The sequence below is a fragment of the Streptomyces sp. P3 genome, assembly GCF_003032475.1.
Classification (GTDB): Bacteria; Actinomycetota; Actinomycetes; order Streptomycetales; family Streptomycetaceae; genus Streptomyces.
In genome coordinates this window covers 6615954-6641738 of sequence record NZ_CP028369.1, presented here as the reverse complement: position 1 = coordinate 6641738, position 25785 = coordinate 6615954, and the positions used below count along the sequence as shown (strand labels likewise).

Genomic DNA, 25785 nt, shown 5'->3' with positions numbered 1-25785 from the left:
CAACCCTAGCGCCGAATCCCAAACAGAGCTAGGTTTCTGCTCCGTTAACCCAGTGCAACGCGCCATGACCGCCCCCGATCCCGCCCCCTCCGGGATTCCGGGGTGGGGCGTCGGCCGACTGAATGGGTTCAACGCCCTACTGTTGCTCCGTCGACCGGAGCCCATCCATCGAGAGGGCACACCGCCGTGACATCCTCACTCGCCCCCGCCGCGCCTGCGGCCGAAGCCACCGACCCGGTCCGCGGCGCGCGCTTCGCGCTCATCGCGCTCGCACTGCTGTGGCCCACCCAGCTGCTCTCCCTCGTCGGCATGCTGACGGGCAACGCGCAGGCGTCCGTGGCCATCCACTTCCAGACCACCCACATCGCCTGGTTCATCCTGTCCACGGCGCTGGTCTCCACCCTGCTGACGCCGTTCGTGATCAAGGCCGCCGACCTGTACGGCAAGCGCCAGGTGATGATCGCCATCACCCTGCTCGGCCTGGTCGGCGACATCATCGCCGCCTCCGCGGGCAACTACGCCATGATGCTGATCGGCCGCAGCATCGCCGGCTTCTACGGGCCGATCGGCGCCCTCACCTACGCCACCATCCGCGAGGTCCTCCCTCCGAAGCAGGCCGGCACGGCCAGCAGCATTGTCGGCAGCGGCGTCGCCTTCGTCGCGATCGGCGGCCCGTTCCTGACCGGCTGGGTCCTGGACGACTACGGTTTCCGCGGGGTGCTGTGGTCCATCGTCGCGGCCACCGCCATCGGCCTGCTGCTGATCCTGTTCGCCGTGCCGAAGACCCACTACCGCGACCCCTCCGCCCGGATGGACTGGATCGGCGGCCTGCTGCTCGGCGGTGGACTGACCGCGCTCACCTACGGCATCGGCCAGGGGACGGAGTGGGGCTGGACCTCCGCCGGCACGCTCGGCTGCGTCATCGGCGGCCTCGCCGCCATCGCCCTGTTCGTGGTCTCCCAGAAGCGCATCGCCCAGCCACTCGTCCACCTGGACATGCTGGGCCGTCGCAAGGTGTGGACTGTCATACTGGCCACCGCTCTCATCGGCGGCGCACTGTTCGGCACCGGCATCATCGCCTCGCTGCTGGTGCTCTACCCAGCGATCCCGACCATCTCGGACGGCCTGGGCATGACCGCCACTCACGCGGCGGTGATCGGCCTGCCGGCGAGCGTCCTGATCCTCGCGGTCGGCTTCGGCACAGGGGTGCTGCTGCGGAAGGTCGACGCGCGCCTCCCGCTGATCCTCGGCGGCCTGATCTCCACCGTCGGCTACCTGGCGCAGGCGGCCTACCACTACACCAACGCCGAGCTCATCTGGTGGGGCAACCTCTTCGCGATCGGCTTCGGCATGATCGTCGCGGTGATCCCGATCCTGATCATGCGGGCGGTCTCAGCGGAGGAGCAGGCCATCGCCAGCGGCATTCAGTGGATGTCGATCGGAGTCGTCACCACGCTGGTCACCACGCTCACGTACGTGATCCTGGCCCAGGATGGCAAGGTGCTCGAGGGCACCCAGTTCTACCTGGACCAGGGCTACAAGAACGCCTTCTACTTCGCCGCGGGCACGGTGTTCCTCGGCACGCTTGCGGGCCTGCTGATCCCGCGCCTCAAGCCCGACGCGGACGTGGAGGCTGCCTGAGCGCGAACGGGTGCGTGATGTCCGGCGCCGGACATCACGCACCCGGCGGCCGGCACAGGCGGTTGAAGGCGTCGATCGCGGCCACCATGTCGACGCCCTGTTCCAGCAGCCACTGCTGCTGCAGGCCGTCGGAGACGGAGATAAGAAGCTGCGCCAGCTGCTCTGCCGGGATGTCGGTGCGTACGCTCCCGTCGGCCTGGCCCTGGCGCAGCCCGTCCTCGACGGTCTCGCGCAGGCGGGCGTAACGCTCGGCGAAGAAGCCGTGCGCAGGATGCTCCGGATCGGTCGCATCGGCCGACAGGTTCACGAACAGGCTGACCAGGCCCGGCGAACGGGTGTTGTGCTCCGCAGTTCGGGCCATCGCTTCACCCGGGCTGATCTCCGGGCTCGCGTGCTCCGCCGCGTCCGCGGTGTCGCGCTCGGCGAGGACCGCTGTCAGCAACTCCTCGCGGGAGTCGAAGTAGTGCAGCACCCCGGCCTGCGACATGCCGACCCGGTCGGCGATCTCCCGCAGCGACGACCCCCGGTCCCCATGCTCGGCGAACACCTCCAGTGCGGCGCGCATGATCTGCGCCCGGCGCTCAAGTCCCTTGCGGTACGGCCCTCTCGGCCTGCGTGCGGTGGTCACGGTCGGACCGTACCGCGTCTGGGGCTCTCCGTGAAAACCGAATGACGTTAGCCGTTTACTGTCCGCCCTCGCCTCCGAGAGCTCGCACCTGTCACGTTCCCCGTCGCCACCGGTGGAAGTGTTCTCACAGTCGGCAAGCGTCGTCGCCGACGGCGAGGAATCTGGTGCGGGGGGTTCTGGCCCAGACGGACCGGACGGCCGTAGTGGCGCCCCCGGTCTTCAGGTACAGGTCCGTCCTCGTCTTCTCGCCGTCGAGCGTGGCGTAGGTGACCGTCTTGTCGGGGCCCCGTGAGCTCGGCGGTGACAGTGGTCGGCGCGAGGGGGAACCACGTGCCGGTGGCTCCGTGCGCAGAAAGGACCTGGACCGTGGTGGTAAGCAGGGCCAGCACCAAGTCCACGCCGCCCAGGAACCACAGTTCCCTTTCACCTGGATCTTTCGGACTCGCTCCGGTGCGGTTCGTGCAGTCCAGGCCGGGCTGGACTCGACCGCCATGTGTGCCGGCCGCTGAGTGCCTGTTCGCTCCACGGCCGTGGGGCCGCAGGCACGGTGTGCCTGATCGCCTCACAGCACCCTGCTCCGGCTACTCGGTCTTGATGGCGGTGAGCGGGTTCAGCCGGGCCGCGCTGCGGGCGGGCCACAGGGCGGCCAGTAGACCGACCAGCGCCGCCAGCAGCAGGAACAGGGCGAACCGGCCCCATGGCAGCACCAGCGCGTAGCCGGGGATGTCCGCCTTCGTGATCTCGCAGACGGCCCAGCCCAGGAAGGAACCGAGGCCGACCCCGATCACGGCGCCGAAGAGGGAGATGACCACGGCCTCCAGCTGGATCATCCGGGTCACGCCCTGCCGGTCGAGCCCGACGGCTCGCAGCATGCCAACCTCCCGCTGCCGTTCGAAGACCGACATCGCGAGGGTGTTCACCACTCCCAGGATCGCGATGACCAGGGAGATAGCGAGCAGTGCGTACAGGACGTTCAGCACGGTGGCGAAGGCTCCGCCGAGCTCGGTGCGGATGGCCTGCCGGTCGTCGATCTTGGTCCCCGGGCGCCCGGGGAGGGCGTCGGCGAGTGCCTTCTCGTTCGTGGTGCCGTCCGTGGTGACGTAGATCTTCGAGAAGGACGCCGCGGTGGCGTTCGCTTCGATCACGTCTGCGGAGACGACGACCGGCATGACGACCTCGTTGTACGCGAAGACGGCCCCGACGGTCAGCCTGCGGCTCTTGCCGGAGTCCCCGTGCTCCGCCGGCAGGCTGTCCCCGACCTTCCAGCCGTGCGACCGCGCGAGGTTCTCCTCGACGGCGACCTGCCCCTTCGCGAGCGTGTCCTGCGAGCCGGAGACCACCGGGAGGTGAAGGGCCTTGTCGAAGTCCGCCGGGATGACGGCGGTGACGTCCTGCTGGCTGCCGTCGAGTCGCATCCACCCTTGCTGCTCCTGTGACACCGCCCTCACACCGGGGACCTTGCGCAGGGCGGCGACCGCCGAGGCGTCCAGGCGCACGCCGCCTGCCGTGACCAGGTAGTCGGCCTTGACGATGTCCGTGGTCATCTTGTCCATGGACTCACCGAGGGTGACGCCGAGCACGGTCAGGGCGCTGACCAGGGTGAGTCCGATGGCCAGCGCGGAGGCGGTGGCGCCGGTACGGCGCGGGCTGCGTACCGCGTTCCGGCCCGCGAGCGTGCCGGAGACGCCGAAGCCGCGCCGCAGCAGCGGCTGTACGACCGCGATCACCGGCCGGGACAGCAGGGGGATCAGCACGAGCAGACCCGTCACCGCGAGGAAGGCCCCGAACCCGACGATCCCCCCACCACTGGAGCTGCCGGCCCCTGTACCCGCGACGACGGCCGCCGCGCCGAGCAGCGTGAGGATGCCGCCGAGCACGTTCCGCAGGACCAGGGATTTCGTGGTGGCGGGCAGGTGTGCGCTGCCGATGGCCGCGACGGGCGGGATCTTCGCGGCACGCCTGGCGGGCAGCCAGGCGGCCACCATGGTGACCAGGACCCCGACGACGGCCGCGACCAGGACGGTCGTCGACGTGACGATCAACGGGCCGTCCGGGGTACCGCCGTCGAACTCGACCGTGGCACTCGCTACGGCGGCCAGAACGGCGCCCAGACCGAGCCCGGCGGCCGCGCCGACGGTGCCGACCGTCATCGCCTCGATCAGCACGGACCGGGTGACCTGCCCGCGGGAGGCGCCGACCGCGCGTAGCAGAGCGAGTTCCCTGGTGCGCTGGGCGGCCAGCATGGTGAAGGTGTTGCCGATCAGGAAGACACTGACGAAGAGCGCGACGCCGACGAAGGGGAACAGGATCCCGTTGAGAGTCATCGCGTCTCCCGCCACCAACTGGGCATCTGTTGCGGCGAGTTGCCGACCGGTCTTGGCCTTCGCGGAGTGAGGGAGCACCTTGCTGACGGCGGCGACGAGTTCGGTGTTCGAGACGCCGGGGGCAGCGGTGACGGTGACCTTCTCGAAGAAGCCCGGCTGGAGGAGGAGCCGCTGCGCGGACGGCGTGTCGAACAGCACCAGGCTGCCGCCTGCGGCCACGTCCTCGTTCTCGGTCGTGAAGATGCCGGACAGTTGGTACGCCTTCGCCGGACCCGTGAGAGCGACGGGCACGGTGTCGCCGACGTGGTAGCCCCCCTTGTCGGCGGTGTCCTTGTCGAGCGCGATCCGCCCGGGCCCGGTGGGCCCGCTGCCGTCGGTGAACACGTAGAGCGGGTCCTTGCCGTCCTTGCCCGGCGCGAAGTTGGCGGACGAGTTGAACAGGCCGTTGGCGATGAGCCCGCCGTCCCTGTCGGCGACGTAGGCGCTCCCGTCGACGCGTCCGGCGGCGTCGGCGACGCTGTCGAGTCGGGCGACCGCGTCGAGCGTCTTCCGGCTGATGCCGGGAGAATCGCCGGAGTATTCGGTGTTCTCGTCGACCTAGGCGTCCACGTGGGCGTAGCTCTTGGCCGTCTGGCTGTCGGAGGCGTTCTTGTAGGTGTCCGTGAAGATCAGGGTGCCGGAGACGAACGCGACGCCGAGCATGACGGCGAGCACGGTCATCAGCAGTCTGGCCTTGTGCGCGAGGACGTTGCGCAGGGCTGTGCGGAACATGACGGTGTGGTCCTGGTGGGTGAGGGCGGCAGCAGGGTGGGCCGGCCGGCGTCGGTCCGCGACAGCGACGGTCGCGGGGCGGTGGCGACTTGGGGGTGTGTCGGCTGGTTTCGCTCAGCTCGTACGGAACCTGGTGTCGAAGGTCTTCATGAGGTCGAGGACCCCGTCCGCGGTGGGGTCGTACATCTCGTCGACGATCTGTCCGTCGGCGAGGAAGACGACCCGGTCCGCGTAGGAGGCGGCGACCGGATCATGGGTGACCATGACGACGGTCTGGCCCAACTCCCGTACTGAGTCACGCAGGAACGCGAGAACCTCGGCACCCGCACGCGAGTCCAGGTTCCCGGTCGGCTCGTCGCCGAAGACGATCTCGGGCTTGGAGGCGAGGGCCCGGGCGACGGCGACCCGCTGCTGCTGACCGCCGGAGAGCTGGGCGGGGCGGTGGCTGAGCCTGCCTGACAGACCGACCAACTGGATGACGGTGTCCAGCCACTCCTGGTCCGGCGTCCGGCCCGCGATGTCGATGGGCAGCGTGATGTTCTCCAGCGCGGTGAGGGTCGGCAGCAGGTTGAACGCCTGGAAGATGAAGCCGATCCTGTCCCTGCGGAGCTTGGTGAGCTGCCTGTCCGTCAGGGACCCCAACTCGATGTCACCGACGCGGACCGAGCCGGAGGAGAAGGAGTCCAGCCCGGCCACGCAGTGCATCAGCGTGGACTTGCCCGAGCCGGAGGGCCCCATGATCGCGGTGAACTGGGACTGTCCGAAGCCGACACTGACCTGGTCGAGCGCCACCACCTTGGTGTCACCCTCTCCGTAGACCTTGGAGAGCTTGGTGGCGCGGGCGGCCACGGCGGGAGTGCGGGAGACGGACGGCAGGATGGTCACGAGGTCTTGCTCCGATCGAAGGCACGGACAGCGCCGGGCGCAGGTCCAGATCCGTGCCCGGCCGGCAACTCCTTCATCGTCGGATTCGCAGCGGCCCCTGCGGATCAGCCGAATGACCGACTCCCTGGGGCTGATGCCCGAGCCCGGCCTTGTCAGCCTGAGGTATGGCGTCGCGTCCACTTTGAGGCTGACGGCCTGGAGAAAGCGCCTGGGAGACGAGGCTGCCGTGGACTCTGCCCCCTCATGACAGCGCACCGCATCTCATACCGACAAGGCCCGCTCCATCGCCGTCTCGGCAGGTGCACGACCCAGACAGGACGAGGTCCAGTCCCGCATGATCAGCACCATCACCGCACACAGGTGAGACGTGCTGTGGTCGCGGGAGCGGCCGACTCGTCGTGGACCCGAGCGGTCGAGGACAAGACCCCATGGCCGACAACCGGCGATGACGGCCCGTATGTGCTCCAGCTGTCATTCGGCCGAGGGCCCGCCGGCGATCGCCTTCGTCTTCTGGCCGTTCGGCCGAGGCGGGCCGGTCGGCTGGGCCAGCAGAGTCCTTGTCATGCCTACCGCACGCATGGCCGCCCTCGTCGCGGCCGGACTGACCGTCAGCCTGTGCATTCCCACCGCCCGGGCGACAGCCGCCGGAGCCGACCGCTCCCCCGCCCCCGCCCTCGACCGTTACTACGACCAGCGCCCCGCCTGGCACCGCTGCGGCACCAAGGGCGAGTACCCCGCCGACCTACGGTGCGCAACCCTCAAAGTACCTCTCGACTACACACGGCCCGCCGGACCCACACTGCGCATGGAGATCTCCCGGCTCCGCACGAGCGTGCCCGGCAAGCGGCGCGGTGTGCTGCTGTCCAACCCGGGAGGGCCGGGGGCCGGAGGGCTGGGGAATCCCTCGGCGTACAAGGAGGTCATGCCCAAGAGCGTCCTGGACCGGTACGACCTCATCGGCTTCGATCCGCGAGGTACGGGTGCCAGCAGCCCCCTGAACTGCGGCCTCACCACGAACGAGATGGACTGGCCGCGCGTGTACCGGCCGGCGTCCTTCCGCCAAACCACCGATTTCGCCCGCGGCTTCGCCGCGAAGTGCGTCGCCCGGGACCGCACCCGGCTGCCGCATCTCACCACCCGTAACACCGCACGGGACATGGACGTCATCCGCGCCGTCCTGGGCGAGAAGCGGATCTCGTACATGGGCGTGTCCTACGGCACCTACCTCGGCGCCGTCTTCACCCAGATGTTCCCGGCCCGCAGCGACCGCGTCGTCCTCGACAGTTCGGTGGACCCGAACCGCTTCGGCCGGGGCGTGTACCAGGCCATGGCCGAGGGCGTCGAGCCCGCGTTCCGGGACTGGACCCGTCTGGTCGCCCGCCGGGACAGCACCTACCACCTCGGTGGCACTCCCGCGAAGGTTCGCGCCGCGTTCTTCCGGCTGCTCGCCCGCGCCGACCGCACGCCACTCAAGTACAACGGCAGCGACCCCGACTTCGAGGACCGCGCCGTCACCGGTGCCGACATCCGCGAGTCGCTGCGGCCGATGTTCTTCTACGACCCCTACCAGGCCGCGCGCGATGTCGTCGGCCTCCGCAAGGCGCCGGCCACCCGCCCGGATCCGCGGCCCTCCGACGAACCCGCGGACCCCTTCGACGCCAACTTCCAGGCACTCCACTGGGCGGTCGTCTGCGCCGACAACTCCGCCTCATGGCCGAGCGACCCGTCGCGCTACCGGCACGACGCCCTCCGCGACGGCGCTCGCCTCCCCCTCTACGGGGACTTCACCTCCAACATCACACCCTGCGCCTTCTGGCCGCGCGGCGCCGAACCGGCCACCCGGGTCAACAACACGGTGGGCTCGCTCATCCTGCAGAACCAGTGGGACTCCCAGACACCCGCGGCGAGCGGGCGGGCCATGCACCGCGCCCTGCGCGGCTCGCGCCTCGTCCAGGTCCAGGGCGGACGGGATCACGGCGTGTACGGCATCCCCAGCACTCCCGCCTGCGCCACCAACACGGTCAACACCTACCTGGTCACAGGCCGCCTGCCCAGCGGCGACATCACCTGCCATGCCCAGCCGTGAAGAACATGCACGGGGCCCACGCCAGTTGGAGGCAGGGGCCGGCACACTGCGCATCGCCCCGAACGACGCTCTGAGCCCGGCCGTACGCGCGACCGGCCACCAGCACCAGGCCGTGGACGGGCACCGATCGCCGGGGGACACCGGGGCCTGTCCCCGGGTAGCGGTCCACGACAAGGTGCACCTTGCGGTCGAAGTGGTGACGAGTCGGTCCAGGAAGCGGCCCATCACGTCGACGAGGGGCACTCCCCTCGACTGCTCGACGACTTGACGTACGGCGCCGGCTGCGGACCAGGTGGGGTGTCGGGCCGTCGGCCATCCCACCTCCCGCCGCAGTCAGCCGCGGAGGTGGTCCCGCAGCCAGGGCAGAGCCAGGGCACGGGTGGTCTGCATGCCTATGGTGGCGACGGAGCCGCCGTAGCCGTGTTCCATGAAGGGCAACTGGACGTACCGGTGGGTGATGCCCGCAGCGGTGAGCTTGTCCGCGAACGCTTTCGAGTGCCCTGCGAAGACGAGGTGGTCGGCGCCACCGTGGAGGATCAGCGTGGGCGGGGCGCTCCCGGTGATGTGGGTCGCGGAGTCAGTGGCGCGGTAGCGGTCTGGATGCTGGGCGGGGGTACCGCCTATGTGCCACTGGCCGACCTGGTGCCCCAGCGCACTGTCGGACTCACCGGCCGTGACGTCGACAGCGGGAAACGAGGCGATGACGGCTTTCACGCGGGGCAGTTCGGCGGCGGTGCCGCACGAGGGCTTCATGGTGCCCGCATCGATCTTGTAGGCGACGTTGATGGCCAGGTTGCCGCCGGCCGAGCCGCCGAAGGTGGCGACCCGGTCCAGGTCCCAGTGGTATTCGTCGGCGTGAGCGGTGGCCCAGGTCATGGCGCAGGCGACGTCGGCGTCCTGGGTGTTCCAGCGGTGTTCGGTCGCGGTGGACAGGCGGTAGTCGACGTCCAGTACCACGTACCCGCGGTCGGCCAGCCAGCTCGTGTAGGGGGTGCGGCCTCGGCTGCCCTGTACGAAGCCGCCGCCGTGGATGCTGACGACCAGAGGGGCGGCCGAAGCGGCGGAAGCGTGGTCGGGCAGGTACAGGTCCGCCTTCATCTTCTCGCCGTCGAGCGTGGCGTAGGTGACGGTCTTGTCGGGGCCCCGCCCGAGCTCAGCGGTGAGAGTGGTCGGCGCGAAGGGGAACCACCTGCCGGTGGCTCCGTGTACGGCAAGGATCTGGACCGTGGTGGTGAGGAGGGCCAGCGCCAAGCCCACGCCGCCCACAACCACGAAGGTGCGGGCCGTACGCCTGCGTGCGCCACTTCTGCGCAGGGCGTACACGGCTGTGGTCAGGGCGAGGGCCGCGAGGACGATGTTCCAGACGCCGACCGTGTCGCGCACGCCGCCTATGACAAGCACAACCGCCTGCAGCCACGTGACATGCAGCACCGGGGAGACCCAACCAACGGGCATCACAGCCAGCAGCTGGTTCACAAGGACCAACAGGCCGAGGAGAACGGTCACCGCCAGCAGGACGATGCGCACGAGGCGTGGGCCAGTGCCCGCGCCACCGTCCGACGGGTCGGGCGCCGGGGCGGATACGTCGGGGGACGCGGCGGGCATGTCGGGGCCTGGTTCTTCGAGGTCGTTGCGCATGGCCGGCGGGTCCCGTCAGACGTGGGGAAAGGGGGAAATGGCGCGCACCATCGGATTGTCAGTATGGATGGGTCGTGACGAGACCTCGTCTCGGCGAGGCGTAAGCCCCCCGTTCGGGGGGTGCGGACGCCCTGTGCTGCCATGTCCTCAACGCAGACAACCCTGCGCACGTGCCGCGGCCACGAGAGCGACACGGTTGCGCGCGCCGAGCTTGCGCATACTGGAAGTGAGACTCGACTTCACGGTCTCGGCGCTGATACCCAACGCGGCAGCGACCTCCCGGTTCGTCGCACCCGTGGCGACCTTGGCCAGGATCTCCCGTTCGCGCTCCGTGAGGGCTCCTCGGGTCACCTCTGCCGCCCCGGGGAGTTCTGCCGTCCGACCGGCCAGACGGCGCACGAGAGCCTCGATCTGCCGGCGCTGAGAGCCGTCGGCCATCTCTGCCGCAATGTGCACGAGTTCGGAGCAGACGTCGACGAGCATCCGGCGCTCGGCCGCGCTCATCCCCGTGCTCGCGACAGAGGTGCTGCCCCCGGCCGCCACCCGCAGGTGTTCCCATCGGCGATCCAATTCCAGATCCTCGGCGAGCTCCCGTTCCAGGGCGCGCACCAGGACCGTGACGTCGCCGAAGACACGGTCGCCGAAGACGTACTCGTGGCGCCTTGCTCCGTAGACCACGCCACGGAGACCGCCGGGGACCGGAACCCGGATCGGGACGGCGAACGCGGCACGGATCTGCTCTCGGCGCACGACCGGGTCGTACTCGTGGCTGATGCCGCCCGCCCGGCAGTAGTCCGGCACCTGCATCGGCCTCTTCAGGGCCATCGCCTTGCCGCCCAGTCCCGTACCGATGGCGACGCGGAGGTTGCGCAAATCCTCTGTGGTGACGCCGACCAGCTGATCTATGACGAAGTGGTCTGAATCGGCCACGGTCAGAGACCCCATGACCGCGTCCACGCCTGTGATGCGCCGCATGTCGTGCAGGAGGGTGGTGAACCGTGCTGATCGAGCCGCTGTCAGGACAGTCATGTGATGCGCCCAGTATCGAGGAGTGAGGAGGCAATCAATGGATCTTGACTGCGAGTTGGGGTCCGTTCGGTCTGTCGAGTGCGAAGCCGGTGTTGGCGAAGAGTCCGCTGAGAATGCTGTCCCGGTACTACAGCGCCATGTGCGGCCTGCGGAGCAGGCGCTCCAAGTCGCCGAGTGCACGGGCTGCCAGGCTGGCCGGGTTTAGCTTGATGTGCATGACTCGGCATGCGGTTGATGGTGTGCTGGGTGGCGTCTACGAAACCGTCGAATCGGTAAGGCCGTGCCGGACGGGTCTGTTGGGGGCGGGCGTGGGAAGGAGCACGCGGGAGACCGCGCCGGTGTCGTGGTGGATGGTGTGTGTACACGGCCGCAATTCGTGCCCGGTGCCGGGCGCTGCACCAGTGCCCTCGTTGCGTGCGTAACGCGGGTGGGAACCGCCGGCTGTCAGCAGACGTATCCGGTGTCCGGGCCTGACCTCGTGTGCGCAGGCGTCGAGCCGCACACGCACGTACTGCACCTGGTCGATGGGCGAGGTGGAATCGAGGCGCAGGAGTCCTTCGGCGAAGTTGCGGGCGATGCCTTTCGGGTCGACGTCGCAGAGCCGCACGAAGACGTCGGCGTGCGGGTTGCTCCTGGTATGCGCCAGTTCGACGACGGGTGTTCCGATGATCTCCAGCGGTGCGGTCAGCGGGGGCGTGGTGAAGGTGAGCACATCGGGGCGGTCCTGCAGGTCGGCGTTGTCCTTGACGCCGCTGTCGAGGGTGAGCAGAGGGCCACCGAGGGTCGGTGTAGGGTTCGCCGGGTCGTAGACGAACGTGGACGGCGCGCCGCCACTCGGCTCATCGGCCAGGAGCTTCCCGTCCGGCTGCAGGTAGCGCACGGTTTCGGCGGCCGCAGGCGGCCATTCCTCAAGCCGTCGCCATGCGCCCTGGCCCGTGACGTACACCTCGACGCGGATGCCGGGCGGTCGGGATGCCGGTGTCTCGTCGTCGGCGAGGTGTGTCCGGAGCCATTCGAGATTACTGCGGAGCAGGCGTCCCATACCCTTCTGGCTCAGTTCCTGGTGGGTCCAGGGTCCGACGGTGAGCGAGACGTCGACTCCACGGGTACGCAGCGTCCGGTACTGGTGGAGGGTCTGGTCGAGGAAGAGGTCCTGCCAGCCGGCGGTGAGCCGCACCGGTACGTTCGCCCGCTGAAGGGCGTCGTCAAGTTTGAGGCCGTCCCACAGGGGATCGTCGGGGTCGGGTGTCGTCAGCCACTCGCGGAACCACGGGGTGCGGTGCTCTGTCGCCGCGTCGGCGGCATCGGCCAACGGAAGAGAGCCGAAGACCGGGGCCAGGCGCCGGTTCATCGTCAGCACACGGGCCACACCGCGTAGCCCGGTGAATCGTTCCTGGCCGGCCATCATCGCCGCCCAGGACAGGAAGTCGCCGAGCTGGAACGCTCCGGCGCCGTACACCGTCTCGTGCATGTTGTGGGGGGCGACGGCGATCAGGCAGGTGCGCAGCTCGGGGGGCGGGTCCATCAGCAGCGCCCACTGGGTCCACCCCACATACGACCCCCCGGCGGTGGCGAGCCGCCCGTCGAACCACGGCCGGGTCCGCAGCCAGGCCACCGCGTCCTGGGCGTCGTCGGCCTCGTTCGCCATCGGGTAGAAGTCTCCCGTGGAGCCGAACGTGCCGCGGCAGCTTTGCAGTACGACGTGAAATCCGTGGCCCGCGTAGACCCTGGCCTCCAGGTCGTGCGGCAAGCCGCGCCCGTACGGTGTGCGCAGCAGGACGGTGCCCTTCGGCCGGTCGGTGACGGGGGCGTAGTGGTCCGTGACCAGAACGGCGCCGTCGCGCGCGGGTGTTGGCAGGTTCCGCTCGACCCGGTAGCCGTATCGCGGGCCCGGCAGCCGCATCAGGCGGGTCAGGATCCGGTCCGTCGTGCGAGCGGTCAGGCTCGGGGGCGCCGGCGGGGGGAGCGTGGTGGGCATGGCCTGCTTTCCGGTTCTTTCATGGGCGGGGTCGGGACCTGAGGTGCCGGGGTCGGTTCACAGGCAGGCGCGCAGCGCGCGGCAGAGGGCGTCGGATCGGTCGTCGGGAAGGCCCCCGGGCTGTGCGGTCTGGTAGGCGAAGGCGATCTCCGATTCCAGGTGTGCGAAAGCGAGGCCGCCGCCGAAGCCGTCGTGGCCGAAGCTGCCCGGGCCGGCCATCGGCCGGTGCGCTGAGCTGATCATGAAGCCGGTGCCCCAGCGGTTGCCCTCGTCGGGCCCCACGAACGGCCGGCCCTCGCAGCGCGGCACGCGGGCATCACGGACGGTGTCCGGGCCCAGCAGCCTGACTCCGTCGACCTCTCCCACTGTGGCCGCGTACAGCCGTGCCAGGCTGCGGGCACTGGTCACGAGATTGCCCGCAGCGATCTCGACCGACAGCCACACCTCCCCATTGGCGGTCTGGATGAGGTCGGCGGTGTCGAAGACGCCCCCCAGACTCATCGAGCGTTCGATCAACGGTGAGGCGAGAGCGTTGGCCATCAACGCGGCGGCTTCGGGGTCGGTGTGGGGCAGCGGGTCTGCCAGGGGGTGGAAATCGGCGGCCGTGGGGTCGGCGCCGTACGTCATCGTCAGGTTCAGGGGAGCCTCCACGTGCTCGCGCAGCCACTGGCCGGGGCGCAGCCCCGTGGTCCGGCGCAGCACCTCGCCGACCAGCCAGCCGAACGTGAGCGTGTGGTAGGCGTAGGCGGTTCCCGGAGGCCAGGTCGGTGCCTGCCGGGCCAGCGCGTCCGCCACAGACTTCCAGGCGCGCAGGTTCTCCACCGTCACATCCGCCTCGGGCGCCACCAGGCCGGTCTGGTGCGAGAGGAGTTGCCGTACCGTCGTCGTCTCCTTGCCTTTCTCGGCGAACTCCGGCCAGTACTTCGCCACCGGGGCGTCGAGTTCGATCAGTCCGCGCTCGGCGGCCATCAGCAGGCAGAGGGTGGTGACACCCTTGCTCACCGAGAACACGACGGTGCGAGTGTCGGGTGTCCAGGTGCCCCGGGCGGTCCGTCCGGCCCAGATGTCGACGACCGGGGCTCCCTGGGCGTACACCACGCAGGAGGCGGCTGTGTCGCCGCGCCGACGGAAGTTGTCGGCGAAGGCGTCCGCGATCGGTTCGAAACCTCTGTCCACGCGGCCTTGCACCTGTACTGCTGTCATGTCACGCACTTCCTCGTGTGGTGTTGTCGGCGTCGCATCCGGGATCAGGTCGTGCACGGGCCTGGGCTCACCGGTCAGTCAGCGGTACTGCTCTGCGTGCGCCTCGCCTTCTCACATCGGCTACCTGCGGTTGAGTGCGCTCATCGCCTGGGGCAGGAAGCGGCGCAGATCGTCGTAGATGTAGAACCGCGTGCCATGAGCACCGTTGCCGTAGAACCAGGTGGTGACGGGCACCTGGTTCCGGTCGAGTGCGGCGACGAGGTTCTCGGCGCTCTGGCGCACCAGGATCTCCATGGGTGCTCCTGCGATGGCGCTCACGGGGTCGTCGTAGCGGCCGGGCAGCCCGTTGCCGCTGGCGACGAACAGGGACACTCCGCGCAGCTCGGCAGCCAGGTCGACCGGATTGTGCGCCTTCCAGTTGTCGGCCTGCAGCGTTCGGTCGCCGAAGATGCACGGGTCCCAGGCCAGGGTGATCAGCGCAGGACCGATCGGGTACAGCGTGTCGAGGTCCACGGCGCCCGAGAAGGAGCCGGCGGCGGCGAAGACTCCCGGGTTGCGGGCGGGGTACGCCATCGCGCCGAAGCCGCCCATCGAGGTACCGGTGATCGCGCGTCGGCCTGTGGTGCGGAAGGTCTTGTCCAGCCACGGGAGCAGCTCGCGGATGTGGAAGGTCTCCCACGCCGGGGGCGGGAACGGCACCGGTCCGTTGAAGAGATCGCGGCCGGTGACGGGAGTGCCGTACCAGTCGGCGTAGAAGCCGGCAGGGCCTCCGTCGGGCTCGACGAAGATCACATCGTTGTCGCCCAGCACCTGCTCCACCTCGCCGGCGGGGAAGGTGGTGGGCGAGTCGTTGGTGCCGTGCAGGTGCATCATGACCGGGTAGCGCTTGCCGGCCGAGCGGTCGTAGTCGGCGGGCAGGATGACGCGCACCCGGACAAGCCCGTCGGACATGGCGTCGCCGACCGCCTTCGAACGGAACGCGTACATCCGTGTGCGGGCGTCGATGCGCTCGACCGAGACCAGAGTCAGTCCGCCCTCGGGCTCGGCGGTCCGGACTACGCAAAACGGGCTGTCAGCCGCCGAGGCCGGGCTCGGGGCTGCTACGCCGACGAACAGGACCAGTGCCGAAGCGAGCATCAGCACCATCCGCCGGGTCGTGGGCCGGGCCCGGCCCACATGTGCTCCCTCGGCCATGTCACGCGCTCCCTCGTGCGGTGTTGTCCCGGATCTGGGTGCGTGCGGTGTTGTCCCGGATCTGGGTGACGATCTGCGGCCAGAGCGCTCGGGGAAGCTCGTGGCCCATCCCGTGATGGATGGTCAGCGTCGAATCCGGGATCAGCTCGTGCATGGCCCGGGACGCGCCGGGATCGATCAGGCGGTCGCCGTCGCCGTGCATGATCGTGGTGGGTGCCGTGATGCGGTGCAGGTGGGGCGTGCGGTCGGGGGAGTTGTCGAGTGCCTCCACCTGGCGGACCACGCCGTCGGGGTCGTAGTTCCGCTGATACATCCGACCGCCGAGCTCGCGGAGCCAGGCCGTGTCCTGGGGGAATCCGGGTGAGGCGCAGGCCGCTTCGTTGTCGAGGTAGAGCGCGATCGCCTCGTCCTCGTCGCGGGCCCGGGGGCGCTGGGTGCGCTCGTCGACCAGGTCGCGGCCGACGATGAAGTCGGTGCTGGGCGCTGTGTAGATCAGGGCGAGGCTCAGCACCCGGGTGGGGTGGTCGAGGGCGAGCTGCTGGGCGACCATGCCGCCCATCGACTGGCCCACGATGTGCGCCGCGGGGATGTCGAGAGCGGTGAGGAGGCCCGCCGCATCGTTCGCCAAGTCGGCCACGGTGTAGCCGCCCTGCGGGAACTTCTGCGAGAGGCCGACGTCCCGGTTGTCGAAGCGGACGACATGGAAGCCCGCGTCGGCGAGTTGGCGGCACAGAGCGGCGTGCCAGCCGAGCATGTGGGCCCCGAGGCCCTGGATCAGCAGCAGCGGGGGGTGGCCGGGATCGCCGAAGGTGTCGTAGCAGAGCGCCACCCGTGCGGGCGTGGTGATCATGATCATGGAAGCCTCCGTCGGCTAGCGGATCGAGCGGATGCACATGGCCAGCGCACCGGCGACCAGGGCGCACGCGCTGCCGACGATGAACAGTGAGCCGTAGCCGCCGAGGCTGATGAGCGCGCCGGCGATGGCCGGGGCGGCGAGTTGGGGCAGACCGGTGGCGACGTTGAGGATGGCGAAGTCGCGCCCTTCGCTCTCCTTGTCCGGCAGGACCAGCGACATGACGGCGAGGTCGACCGCGAAGTACGTGCCCAGGGCGGCACCAGAAACCGCGGAGTAGGCGAGCATCGCGCCCCAGCTGTGGCTGACGATCGGTATGAGCTGGGACAGTCCCAGCCCGACGGCGCTGATCGCGATGAACAGTTTGCGCCGGTCGAACTTGTCGGCGAGCCAGCCGCAGAGCGTGGCGACGCCGATCCAGGTGCCGAACGACACCGTCGAGAGGGTGCTCACCGCGACGGCGACATTGCCGCCGGGGACGTTCTCGGCGCCGACGTAGTCCTGGACGGCGAAGAACAGGTAACCGGAGACCGTGAAGTACGACAGGAACAGGCCGAACCGGCTGGCGAAGGCCAGCGCGAAGTCGCGGTGGCCGAACGCGCGGAAGAACACCCGGACAGCCGCGGCCGCGTTGCCCCGGTCCTTCGGTCTTTCCGTGACCAGGTCGAGCGAAGACGGTTCGCGCGCACCGGCGACGAGGGCGAGCGTGGTGACGAGCAGCACAAACCCGAGAGCCGTGTACGCCCAGACCTGACTGACCCGGCTGGCCAGGTTGACGCCGAGGAGGATGCCCACGGGCGTGCCCAGGCCGATGACCGCGGAGGCGATGCCACGGCGGGCCACGGGCACGCGGTCGGGCAGGATCGCCGCGAGCGCCCCTCCGTAGAAGTTCATGGTGAACCACAGGACCGTGAGCAGGGTCGCGAGGACGACCAGCGATTCGCTCAGGCCCATGGCGATCGTCAGAGGCGCGGAGGCGCAGGCCATCACCATCAGCCAGGGGGCGCGTCGTCCGAACCGGGACCGCGTGCGGTCCGACAGCGCTCCTCCGGTGGGGAGGGCGATCATCGAGGCCACCGCGGCCAGCGTGGTCAGCAGCGCCAGGACACCGACCTTGGAGTCAGGCGCGATTCGCGCCACCTGGGCGGGGAGGAGGATCACCCCGATGGCGTTGAACAGGGCGTACGTCGCGGTGGTCGCCGGGAATACGCAGGCGAGCAGACGGTTAAGGCGGACCGGGTCGGCGGAGGAGGCGACCCGGCGGCCGGGCGTCGTGTCGGTGCTGACGGGGATCGTGTCGTCCATGACAGATCTCTCTTCGTGTGATTCCGCCCGGTCGGCGCGCGTGGGGACGGTGTTCGACGGGGATGGGCGGCTCGGGCAGAGCGGGTGCGGGGCGTCCCCCTACAGGCCATTGCGGCTACCGAAACGGCGTCCCCATACGCTCTAATACGTATTAGGTCGCTGATCGCCGTACCGTAGCCTGTGCCGGAGGGTGTGGCAAGAGGTCGGGAGGGGCGTTGCCGAGGGTCACCAGCAAGGACGTGGCGCGAGAGGCCGGGGTCTCACAGACCACCGTGAGCTTCGTGCTCAACGGGAGGGACGAGCACGGTCTCTCTGCGGAGACCCGTCGCCGCGTGCTGGAGACGGCGGAGCGTCTCGGTTACGTACCGTCGGGAGCCGGCCGTGCACTGCGCAAGGGCCGCAGCAACGTCGTGCTCTGCGTGGTGCCGGATCTCCCCGTCGCCGAGGCTATGGAGCAGTTCAAGCTGGCCCTCGGCCGATCGCTGGGCGAGGCGGGCTACACCTGTGTGTACCTGCACCACGACGGGACGACCACGCCCCTGGCCGAGCTCTGGCAACACGTCCAGCCGGCGGTGGTCGTCGCGTTCGGTGGTCTGCCGGCCACCGATGCGCAGTCACTGCTTCGGGCTGAAATCCCTTTGCTGGAGGATGTATTCACGCCGGGCCGTGCCGGCCTGACCGGGCTGAGCCAGGAAAAGGTCGGACGCATGCAGATCGAGCACCTCGCGTCACGCGGGCACCGGCACATCGGTTACGCCGCGCTGGACGATCCCCGGGAGCGCCCCTTCTGCCCGCCCCGCCTGGAAGGGGCTACCCGGGCCTGCGTCGACCTGGGTCTGCCGTTGCCGCAGGTCATCAGCATGCGCTATTCGCGGGCCAGTGCCCGGGAGGCCGTCACGCAGTGGACCCAGGGCGCCAACCCGGTCACAGCGGTCGCCGCCTTCAACGACCTGATCGCCCTCGCCGTCCTGGCGAGCTGCCGCACGCAGCACATCGACGTCCCGGACGACCTGGCCCTCATCGGCGTCGACGACCTCCCGGTCAGCTCACTTGCCGTCCCGGCCCTGACCACCATCCGGATGGACCTCACCGTGGCGGCCGGCAACCTCACCACAAGCATCCTCTCACTGGCCGGCGCTCCGGCCCCGGCAGCGCCGAGTGCGCCCGGCGCGGACGACATCCTCGCCGTCGTCCAGCGCGAAACGACGTAGTCGGCTGATGGCCTGGTGGGTTCGTTCGGGGCAGACCGTCGATGCAGGTCACCAGCCAGCCCTACTCGCACGCCATGGATAGAGCCGAAGAAGCGACTCCTGCCAGTGGGAGTCCTCTGGGACTTTCCTGGGACTTCCGGCTCCATCACCGGGTACGACCGCGAAACAGCCGAAAGGTCATTTACACAGGTCAGCGACCCACAAGCACACAGCACCCCAGGTCAGCGAACCCAGTGGTCTCTTCCGGGACATCTGAGTTGCGGACGCGGCGCGCCCCTTCTGGCCCGCATGGATGTGCGTCAGGAGGGGGGTGCGGCGGCCTCCGTGGGGCTTCTCGGGGACTTTGGGCCAGGACCGCGCTTCCGCCGGTCGTCCGGCCCGCGCGAAGGCCGCGTCGACGGCGGCGCTGCCGCGTGAAGCCGCGCGGTGAGGAAGGTACGCGCCTCCCCCTGCTCGGCGGCGCAGGAGTGGCGCAGGGCGTGATATCCGTGGTCGCGGGAGGGCTCCCTGGCCGGAAGCCGTCCGGGACGCTCTCCTCCAGCGGGGCGATCACGCCGGACCCGGCCTGACGGGCTTTCACACGGAGGTGTTGACGTGGTTCCGGCTGAGCGCACGGAACTGCTGCGGCGCTACTGCGGATCGACCCGGCGAAAGTGCCGGCCCGGTGGCGCCTGACCTGGCTCGCCGAGAGGCGCCCCGGAAGGACGTTGCCGCGCGCAATCCGTTTTCGCAGCTGTTCAGCGCCTGGGGAACTCGCTCGCGGTCGGCCGCGAGGCAGGGCAGGATGCCATGGTGACCACACGGTTCGTCAACGACCACGGGAAGGCCGAGGACGGCCCGTACCCGTGCCCCTGCTGCGGCTTCCTGACGCTCGAGGAGCGCGACTGCTTCGAGATCTGCCCCGTGTGCTTCTGGGAGGACGACGGCCAGGACGACGACGATGCCGACCGCGTGCGAGGCGGCCCCAACGGCCGGATCAGCCTCACGGAAGCCCGAAAAAATTTCCTTGCTCTGGGAGCGAGCAACGAGCGACGCACCGCGTCGGTACGCGCTCCGCTGCCGAACGAATACCCCACGGCATGACATTGCCAGGTGAATCACGTCGCCGGACAGCGACCGATCCCGGCGACAGCAACGTCCGACAGTTGTTTCTTCGCCTACATCCCGGTGCACACCACGGCACGAGAGCCGGCCTGCTCGGTCAGTCGTCGCGGTGCGCGCCGACGAGGACGAAGGCCATGGTGACCGGTTCGCCGCTGCGGTTGCGCCACGCGTGCCTGGTGCCGTTCTGGATCACGACGTCACCGGCCGACAGCCGGGTGCACCGGCCGTCGTCCAGTTCCAGGACGATCTCGCCCTGCAGCACGAGGCCGTAGTCGACGGTCGGCGTCGTGTGCATGCCGTCGGGCTCCATGAGGTCCGCGATGCCCGGCGAGTCGGCGCGCTGCTCCTGATCGAAGGCGACGGGATCGAACGACGGATCGGCCATGGCGCTGTCCGGCGGGAAGGTCAGCACGATGAACCGGGTGCCGCCGGGCGCCGGGAGCAGGCTGGTGATCCTCGGCGTGGGGTCCTCGCCCCCGCGGCTGACCGGTTCGCCGGGTTCGGTGGCCCAGGGCAGGCGGGACACCCAGCCCGGAAGGCTGGTGAACTCGCGGCTGCGCGGGATCGGTCCGTCGCTGATGACGACCGACCTGCCGTTCGCGTCGTGGCCGGTGACGACTCTGCGCATGTCTCTCTCCTTGGTCGGACCCGTGGCACGTCGAATCCGGCGGGCCGGTCCGGCCGACTGCCGAGGGGTCAGTCGGGTCGGGTGCTGAGCGGTCGGACGGACCGGCTGCCCAGGGGGTGGGCGGACCGGTTGCCGGGCAGTGCGGGCTAGGTCTGCAGTGCCGTGGCCCAGGCGTCCAGGATCTCGGCCACCGTGTGCGCGGGCGCCCGCAGCAGCACCGAGGCCACGGTGCGGACGAAGTCCCGGTGCCGGTCGTCGGTGAGGTACTCCACCGGGGACTTGCCGTCCACGCGCGCGAGCAGCAGGGCCGGCAGCAGCGAGGCTGCTCGGGACGCGAGGCCGGCCGGGTCCTCCCAGTCGACGCACCGTGCGTACGCCTCGGCCAGCACGCGGGCGGACCGCAGCAGTTCGGCGCGCCGCCCTTGTACGACCAGGCTCTTGAGCAGCAGGTGGTTGACGCAGAAGGCGAGGTCGAAGGCAGGGTCTCCGTACCAGGCGCACTCGGCGTCCAGCAGCACGGGTCCCGACGGGCCGACGAGGATGTTCTTGGGGCTGACGTCGCCGTGGACCAGGGCCAGATGGGTGGTGGCCGTGCGGTCGGCGAGCCGCTCGAGGACATCGCTCAGATCGGGGTGCTCGGCGGCGGTCGCCAGCAGGTACGGCTCGATCCGCAGCGCGTGGAAGTTGTCGTCGGTGGCGAATTCCGCGGCAAGGCCGGCGTCGCCCGCGCTCCTCGCGTGCAGGGTGCCGAGCAGTTCCCCGACGGCCGCCGCGGTCTGCGGCCGCACCTCTCCGGCCAGGAGTCGCGCCTTCCACACCGGGTAGTGCTCGGGCGGCAGGTACGCCATCGCGAAGAGGCCGGCTTCGGCATCGTGGGCCAGCAGTCCGGGCACGCTGTCGGGCCGGTGCCGGGAGGCGAACCGCATCCACGCCCATTCGTAGGCGTTGCGCGAGATGGGCGCCTGCCAGTCGGCCGCGACCTTGAGCCTGGCCAGCGCGCGTTTGACGCAGAGGGAGCGTCCCGGGAGGTCCACCATCCACAGGTCGGAGGAGACGCCCCCGGCCAGCGGTGTCCAGCGGGCGGTCTCACCGGGGCGGGCGAGCCGGTGCGCGATCAGGAAGTCGGTCAGCGCGGAGTCCGGAGCCGGATACGCGGAGCCGGTGGCGCTCATCGCCGTCCCGCCGGCTCGGTCGTCAGGCCGCGGGGACTGTTGCAGGCGTGGGCGGGTGCCTCGCCCGCCAGAACGCGTACGACGTCCTCCGCGGCGCGGCGGCGCAGTTCCGCGACCGAGGCGTCCGAGGAGAACGCGACGTGCGGGGTGATCAGTGCTCCGGGCTGGCGGAGCAGTCCGGCCGGGACGTGGGGTTCGCTCTCCAACACGTCGAGGGCGGCCCCGTCCAGCTGTCCGGCGTCCAGTGCCCTGACGACCGCGTCGGTGTCGACGAGACCTCCCCGGCTGACGTTGACCAGCAGGCCGCCCGGCTTCATCAGGGCCAGCTGTTCGGTGCCGATGATGTGGCGGGTGCCGGGGGTGAGCGGTACGTGGAGGATCACCGCGTCACTGCGGCGCAGCAGCTCGTCCAGGCCCACCAGTTCCACTCCGGGTGCGTCTTTCGGCGGGTACGGGTCGTGCGCGAGGATACGGCAGCCGAACGCGCCGAGTTTGCGGGCGGTGGCGCGCCCAATGCGCCCGTATCCGACGACGCCGCAGGTCAGCGTGGACAGTCGGCGCAGCTTGGCGCTCGCGGGGTTCCAGTGGCCGGCCCGGACGTCGCGGTCGAACACGGCCAGGCCGCGGGTCCAGGCCAGCACCATGCCCACCGCGTGGTCGGAGACCTCCTCGACGCAGTAGTCAGGCACATTGGTGACCCACACGCCGCGTTCGGTGGCTCTGTCCACGGCGATGTTGTCGAGACCGACGCCGAGTCTGGCGACGATCCTCAGGTCCGGCGACGTCTGGACGGCGGTGGCGGAGACGGGCGCCCAGCAGGTGAGGATGCCGGCGGGCCGGTGTTCGGCGACCAGGTCGTCGATCACTTCGGCGGAGGCGGGTTCGGCGGGTCCGGTCACGAGGGTGTGGCCGGCCTTTTCGAGAACCGATCGCTCGACGGCGTCGTCGGGCCAGGCGTAGTCGGTGAGCAGCACGGTGCCGGGGCGGCTCGGTGGTTTCATGGCAGGTCGTCCTCGCGGAATCGTGCGGCCGATGCGGATGGCCGGGCGTGGCGCCCGGTCGCTTTCGGTCAGCGGGTTGATCGTCGCCCGGAGGGCGAACGCCGGCATCGTCCGATGACGCCGACGGTCGCCGCGGGCGAGGTGGAGAGGGTCGCTGGGCTCGGGTCGAACGCCGGCTCCCGCCGGCTTGTGGTCGGCGAAGGCCTCGCGGTACGCCCCCGGAACGGGTCACACGTCTGAAGGGGCATGTCGGATCACTCTGTCACAGCCACGCGATGCTAACGATAGCACTGACGGCCTTCGAGGCGTCAAGAGTGCGGGTGCGGACCGACCGCCTGCCGCGGCAGCTCGTCCGGAGCCGCCACGGAACTCCTTCCGCCCGCTGCGGACGCTGCCGAAACCCCTTCCGCCCCCTGCGGACGGACGCTGCCCGAACTCCTTCCGGCCCCCTGCGAACCCCCGTCCGAACTCCTTCCGACCCCCCGGCGAACCCCGTCGTCACCGGAAATACGAGCGCAATCAGAGAAAAGCGGCGTTCACGTCTTGACGCACCACGGACTTGCCCGCATGGTTTCTGCCATCGCCGCCCTGTTTCCGGCACATGTCCGAACAGGGCCGAGCCGTCGAAGACTCCATAGCCACGGACGTCCCCCGACAGGCGATCAACGGCTGAATTCCACATGCGGCGTCCGACCGCGCGTCAGCCCTGTCGCCGCTTTCCGCCGCCTGCGGCGCGTCGACGCCTCCGGCCGAACGTATCGGTGTTCGGCTCACCGTCTCTCGTCGTCGCCGTACGGGACCGTACCCGCGATGAATCGGCCGCGGCCTGCCGCGACCCATCCCTCCTCTGGAGCCGCAATGACTCACGCAGCCCAAGTCGACACCCCTGCCGTGTCCGCCGACGGCGCCCGGGAAGACAACCGCGCGCCCATTTCCCGGGCCATGATCGCAGTGGGCTTCCTGCTGGTCGTCCTCTCCTACATGATCAACGCCATGGACCGCCAGGTCTTCCCGCCGCTGCTGCCCGACATTCGTCAGGAGTACGGCTTCTCGCTGGAACAGGGCGGGCTGCTGGCGACGAACTTCACGCTCGGCATGGCCCTGGCCGGCCTGCCCGCGGGCTACCTCCTGGACCGCTTCCGGCGCAAGACGGTGCTCCTGGTCAGCATCGTGATCTACTCCCTGGGCACGATGGCCACTCCGCTGGCGACCGGCCTCGCCGACATGACGGTGTACCGCGTCGTCTCGGGCTTCGGCGAGGGCATGCAGTCCGCGGCGATCTTCGCCGCGATCGGCGCCTTCTTCACCCACCGGCGGGGCCTGGCCTTCGGGATCATCGGGGTGGGTTACTCCGTCGGCGTGTTCATCGCCCCGCTCATCGGGGTGCGGCTCATGAGCACGCACGGCACCTGGCATGCGCCGTTCTACCTGTTCGGCGCGGCCGGTCTGCTGATCGCCGCCGCCTCCCTCTTCCTCGTCAGGGCCGGCCTGACCGAACACCGCGTCGAGAAAGCCGCCTCGAGCAGGACCTACGAGTACATGCCGGCCTCCGCCTACAACCGGAACACCGTCGCGCTGGCGATCCACTCGGTGGTCAGCGGCGTGGCCATCTACGGCTTCCTCGGCCTCTACCCGACGTACCTCATCACCTCGCTGCACTACACCTCCGAGCAGGCGGCGCTGGCGATGAGCCTGCTCGGATTCGGCGGGATGACGGCTGTTCTCGGCGGCTGGCTCGGCGACCGGATCAACCAGCGGAACCTGCTGATCGCAAGCCTGCTCGCCGTCTCGGCCATCGCCGCGTGCATCTACGAGACGCATGCCGGGGTCGGGCTGCAGTGCCTGTTCGCCTTCCTCATGGGCGCCTTCGGTCTGGGTTTCATCTATCCCAACAGCAACAGCGCGATGCAGCGGGCCGTCCGTCCTGAGCAGATCGGCCGCGCCTCCGGTCTCTTCGTCACCAGCTACTACGGGACGGCGGCCTTCTCGGGCCTGCTCTTCGCCGCCCTGGTGGACTCCTTCGGCTGGAGCGGAGCGGGGTTGCTGCAGGTGACACTGCTGCCCCTGGTGGGTGTCGCCGCCCTGGCCTTCGTCCGCCCCGCGCAGTTCAACAACGCGGTCCGCTAGGCACCGCGCACCGCCCGCACGCGCCGGGGGCCGGCACCGTCTGACGGTGCCGGCCCCCGGCGCGTGCGGGCGGGCTCCCCGCGAACGACCGGGGTCAGCGGGTCCCGGCCACGACCGGGTTGCGCAGGACCCCGATTCCCTCGATCTCGACCTCGACCTCGTCCCCGGGGCGGATCGGCCCCACACCGGACGGCGTGCCGGTCATGATCGCGTCCCCGGGGAGCAACGTCAGATGGCGGCTGAGATAGCCGACGAGGTCGGGGACGGTGAGCAGCAGGTCGGCCGTGCTCGCCGACTGCACGACGGCGCCGTTCACCCGGGTCGTCAGGGAGAGCCTCGCGGGGTCGAGCCCGGTGGCGATGACGGGCCCCAGGGGTGCGAACGTGTCCTGGCCCTTCCCGATGAGAAGCGTCCCGTACGCGCTTTCCCTGCGCTGGACGATGCGATCGCTGACGTCATTTCCGCACGTGTAACCGAGGATGTATTCATGAGCCTCGGAAGGCTTCACATGCCGGGCTTCCTTTCCGATGACGACAACCAACTCGCCCTCGAAATGAATCAGTTCGCCATCCGCCGGATAGACGATGGCATCTCCCGGACCGACGACCGCGGTGCTCGGCTTCATGAAACACACGGGAACGTCCGGGATCTCGTGGTCGGTCTCGTCGACGTGCGCGGCGTAGTTGTAGGCGAATCCGAAGATACGGGGCCGGTCGAGCGGCGAAAGAACCGTGACATCACCGACGTTGTCGACGTGCCCCGTGGGCGCCAGCCCGGTATAGGGATCACCTTCGCATCGCGCGATCCCCATGTCGCCCGCTTCGAGTTCCCCGTAGTGACGCACGCCGTCGACGGCGTATCTGACGATCCGCACGGACACCTCCGCAACTGGGCAGCCACAGGCGGCTGCACGATCCGACCAACAATGCTAACGTTAGCACGATCGGAATGATCAACAAGGAGACGTCACCCCGTCCGACCACGGAGCGCGACGACGAGCGCTATCG

At 69.6% G+C, this 25785-nt stretch carries 18 protein-coding genes and 1 pseudogene; 5 read left to right on the top strand and 14 right to left on the bottom strand.

What is annotated here, in order from left to right; genetic code table 11:
* Positions 1-186 precede the first annotated feature (186 nt).
* Positions 187-1641 carry an MFS transporter gene (locus C6376_RS29165; RefSeq protein WP_107446137.1) on the top strand — a complete coding sequence of 485 codons (1455 nt, stop codon included), beginning with the start codon at positions 187-189 and terminating at the stop codon, positions 1639-1641.
* A gap of 34 nt (positions 1642-1675) precedes the next feature.
* Here C6376_RS29165 and C6376_RS29160 read toward each other — a convergent pair whose 3' ends face one another.
* From C6376_RS29160 to C6376_RS29145, 3 genes and pseudogenes are all read right to left on the bottom strand, one after another.
* A complete protein-coding gene (locus C6376_RS29160; RefSeq protein ID WP_107446136.1) occupies positions 1676-2269 on the bottom strand; it encodes a TetR/AcrR family transcriptional regulator in 594 nt (197 codons plus the stop codon).
* 581 nt (positions 2270-2850) lie between these two features.
* Positions 2851-5364, bottom strand: a pseudogene (locus C6376_RS29150) (ABC transporter permease).
* 114 nt (positions 5365-5478) lie between these two features.
* The gene (locus C6376_RS29145) at positions 5479-6249 is read right to left on the bottom strand and encodes an ABC transporter ATP-binding protein (RefSeq protein WP_107446135.1); all 771 of its coding nucleotides are present in this window, start codon (positions 6247-6249) and stop codon (positions 5479-5481) included.
* Between the two features lie 562 nt (positions 6250-6811).
* On the opposite strand from C6376_RS29145, the gene C6376_RS29140 reads away from it, so the two are divergent.
* On the top strand, positions 6812-8335 hold the full coding sequence (locus C6376_RS29140) for an alpha/beta hydrolase (protein WP_107449262.1): 1524 nt from the start codon (positions 6812-6814) through the stop codon (positions 8333-8335).
* A gap of 333 nt (positions 8336-8668) precedes the next feature.
* Here C6376_RS29140 and C6376_RS29135 read toward each other — a convergent pair whose 3' ends face one another.
* From C6376_RS29135 to C6376_RS29105, 7 genes are all read right to left on the bottom strand, one after another.
* Positions 8669-9973 (bottom strand): alpha/beta hydrolase, encoded by a 1305-nt coding sequence (locus tag C6376_RS29135; protein ID WP_107446134.1) that lies wholly within the window; start codon positions 9971-9973, stop codon positions 8669-8671.
* Between the two features lie 147 nt (positions 9974-10120).
* Positions 10121-11002, bottom strand: coding sequence for a LuxR C-terminal-related transcriptional regulator (locus C6376_RS29130; protein ID WP_107446133.1), 882 nt, complete (start codon positions 11000-11002; stop codon positions 10121-10123).
* 253 nt (positions 11003-11255) lie between these two features.
* Positions 11256-12980 carry a CocE/NonD family hydrolase gene (locus C6376_RS29125; RefSeq protein ID WP_107446132.1) on the bottom strand — a complete coding sequence of 575 codons (1725 nt, stop codon included), beginning with the start codon at positions 12978-12980 and terminating at the stop codon, positions 11256-11258.
* A 57-nt stretch (positions 12981-13037) separates the two neighbouring features.
* Positions 13038-14183, bottom strand: a complete 1146-nt coding sequence (locus tag C6376_RS29120; protein ID WP_107446131.1) for a serine hydrolase — start codon at positions 14181-14183, stop codon at positions 13038-13040.
* 120 nt (positions 14184-14303) lie between these two features.
* Entirely contained in the window at positions 14304-15377 is a 1074-nt protein-coding gene (locus C6376_RS29115; protein WP_254076111.1) for an alpha/beta hydrolase family protein, read from the bottom strand.
* Between the two features lies 1 nt (position 15378).
* Positions 15379-16233 carry an alpha/beta fold hydrolase gene (locus C6376_RS29110; protein WP_107446130.1) on the bottom strand — a complete coding sequence of 285 codons (855 nt, stop codon included), beginning with the start codon at positions 16231-16233 and terminating at the stop codon, positions 15379-15381.
* Between the two features lie 15 nt (positions 16234-16248).
* Entirely contained in the window at positions 16249-17535 is a 1287-nt protein-coding gene (locus tag C6376_RS29105; protein WP_107446129.1) for an MFS transporter, read from the bottom strand.
* A gap of 215 nt (positions 17536-17750) precedes the next feature.
* Here C6376_RS29105 and C6376_RS29100 point away from each other — a divergent pair, with 215 nt between their 5' ends.
* Positions 17751-18746, top strand: a complete 996-nt coding sequence (locus C6376_RS29100; protein WP_107446128.1) for a LacI family DNA-binding transcriptional regulator — start codon at positions 17751-17753, stop codon at positions 18744-18746.
* A gap of 789 nt (positions 18747-19535) precedes the next feature.
* Positions 19536-19829 (top strand): CPCC family cysteine-rich protein, encoded by a 294-nt coding sequence (locus tag C6376_RS29095; protein ID WP_107446127.1) that lies wholly within the window; start codon positions 19536-19538, stop codon positions 19827-19829.
* A gap of 118 nt (positions 19830-19947) precedes the next feature.
* Here the strand turns inward: C6376_RS29095 and C6376_RS29090 are convergent, their stop codons facing one another.
* From C6376_RS29090 to C6376_RS29080, 3 genes are all read right to left on the bottom strand, one after another.
* Positions 19948-20478 (bottom strand): cupin domain-containing protein, encoded by a 531-nt coding sequence (locus tag C6376_RS29090; protein WP_107446126.1) that lies wholly within the window; start codon positions 20476-20478, stop codon positions 19948-19950.
* A gap of 146 nt (positions 20479-20624) precedes the next feature.
* Entirely contained in the window at positions 20625-21650 is a 1026-nt protein-coding gene (locus tag C6376_RS29085) for a phosphotransferase family protein (protein ID WP_107446125.1), read from the bottom strand.
* Positions 21647-22651, bottom strand: coding sequence for a C-terminal binding protein (locus C6376_RS29080; RefSeq protein WP_107446124.1), 1005 nt, complete (start codon positions 22649-22651; stop codon positions 21647-21649). The genes C6376_RS29085 and C6376_RS29080 overlap by 4 nt, the downstream gene beginning before the upstream one ends.
* 858 nt (positions 22652-23509) lie before the next feature.
* On the opposite strand from C6376_RS29080, the gene C6376_RS29075 reads away from it, so the two are divergent.
* The gene (locus C6376_RS29075) at positions 23510-24778 is read left to right on the top strand and encodes an MFS transporter (protein ID WP_107446123.1); all 1269 of its coding nucleotides are present in this window, start codon (positions 23510-23512) and stop codon (positions 24776-24778) included.
* Positions 24779-24872: 94 nt separating this feature from the next.
* On the opposite strand, the gene C6376_RS29070 is transcribed toward C6376_RS29075, so the two are convergent.
* Positions 24873-25652, bottom strand: a complete 780-nt coding sequence (locus C6376_RS29070; RefSeq protein WP_107449260.1) for a fumarylacetoacetate hydrolase family protein — start codon at positions 25650-25652, stop codon at positions 24873-24875.
* Positions 25653-25785: the final 133 nt, after the last annotated feature.